The following is a 1,569-nucleotide window of genomic DNA, read 5'->3' as shown; positions in this document are numbered from 1 at the left end:
GCGATGCTGGCCGACCCGTCCGATGCGGGCGTGGAGCAGGCCTATCAGCGGCTGATCCGCACCCGGCCCACCGCGGTGAACCTGCGCTGGGGGCTGGAGCGGATGCGCGCCGTGCTGCTGGCCGAGGCACCGTCCGGCCGGGTGGACCGCGCGTTCGCCGAGGCCGCGGCGATCTGCGACGAGGATGTCGAGATCTGTTCCGCCATCGGCCGGCACGGGCTGGACTTGATCCGCGAGGTTGCCCGGCGCAAGGGCGGGGGCCCCGTCAACGTGCTCACCCACTGCAATGCCGGCTGGCTCGCCACGATCGACCGCGGCACCGCCACGGCACCGGTCTATGCCGCGCGCGAGGAGGGGATCGACCTGCATGTCTGGGTCGACGAGACCCGGCCGCGCAACCAGGGCGCCTCGCTCACTGCGTATGAGCTGCTGCACGAGGAGGTGCCGCACACCATCATCGCCGACAATGTCGGCGGGCACCTGATGCAGCATGGCCAGGTCGATCTCTGCATCGTCGGCACCGACCGCACCACGCGGACCGGCGACGTCGCCAACAAGATCGGCACCTATCTCAAGGCCCTGGCGGCCGATGCCAACGGCGTGCCGTTCTATGTGGCCCTGCCGTCGACCACGATCGACTGGCGGATCCGGGACGGGGTGAAGGAGATCCCGATCGAGCAGCGCGCCGACCGCGAGCTCACCCATGTGACCGGGCGCGATGCCCTGGGCAAGCTGCACACGGTGCAGATCACCAACCCCGGCAGCCCCGGCGGCAACTGGGCCTTCGACGTGACCCCGGCGCGCTATGTGACCGGGCTGATCACCGAGCGAGGCGTGGCGGAGGCGAAGGAGGAAAGCCTGGTCGCGATGTTCCCGGAGCAGGCTAAGGGCGGGTGAGGGTTCAGGTTCTGCTCAACCGTCCAGGCGCGGGCTGAACAGTCAAGTCATTGATCTGGATGATGGTTTTGCCGTTCTCGGGTTCGTTCGTGCAAAATGGGTATCGGGGCGGCCTCTCCGGCGCTCGGGCTGCTCAGGCCCGGAATGCAAAGCGAACCCGACGGCCAAACCACTGATATTGGACAGCGTTTCGCCGTTCTGGGGTTCGTTTGTGCAAAAACCTGTTTCGGGTTCGGTATGGAGTGGCATCGAAGGCATCCTGCGCGGTGGACAGCGCAGGATAGCATGAATAGGCCTATGATCCTATTAGCTGGATGGCCGGCTCAGAAGGTCTCCGAGGTGATCACCTCGGTCATCGCCTTCATGCCGGCCATCAGGCCGCCATCGACCGGCAGGACCGCACCGCTGATGCCGGATGCCAGGTCGGAAACGAGGAACAGGACGGCGCTAGCGACCTCGTCGGGCTCGACCATGCGGCCGATCGGGTAGTGCTTGGAAAGGCGCTCGACGATGGTCGGGTCCTTTTCGATGCGGCGGTTCCAGGCGGGCGTGCGGGTCGAGCCCGGGCAGACGATGTTAGCGCGGATGCCGAAGCGGCCCTGCTCGGTGGCGATCGCCTTGGTGTAGGCGACCAGGCCCGCCTTGGCTGCGGCATAGCCGGGATTGCCGAAA

At 67.0% G+C, this 1,569-nt stretch carries 2 protein-coding genes; one reads left to right on the top strand and one right to left on the bottom strand.

The window, feature by feature from the left end:
* A partial coding sequence (mtnA, locus tag EQG76_RS26525; protein ID WP_159717887.1) for an S-methyl-5-thioribose-1-phosphate isomerase occupies nucleotides 1-897 on the top strand: 897 nt, incomplete at its 5' end.
* Nucleotides 898-1,220: 323 nt separating this feature from the next.
* Here mtnA and EQG76_RS26520 read toward each other — a convergent pair.
* Nucleotides 1,221-1,569: SDR family oxidoreductase (locus tag EQG76_RS26520; RefSeq protein ID WP_159717885.1), on the bottom strand; the 349-nt coding region annotated here is incomplete at its 5' end.

The sequence above is a fragment of the Geminicoccus flavidas genome, from assembly GCF_009806515.1.
Lineage (GTDB): Bacteria > Pseudomonadota > Alphaproteobacteria > Geminicoccales > Geminicoccaceae > Geminicoccus > Geminicoccus flavidus.
The sequence above is the reverse complement of the archived record's forward strand: the minus strand, read 5'-3'. Positions and strand labels throughout refer to the sequence as shown.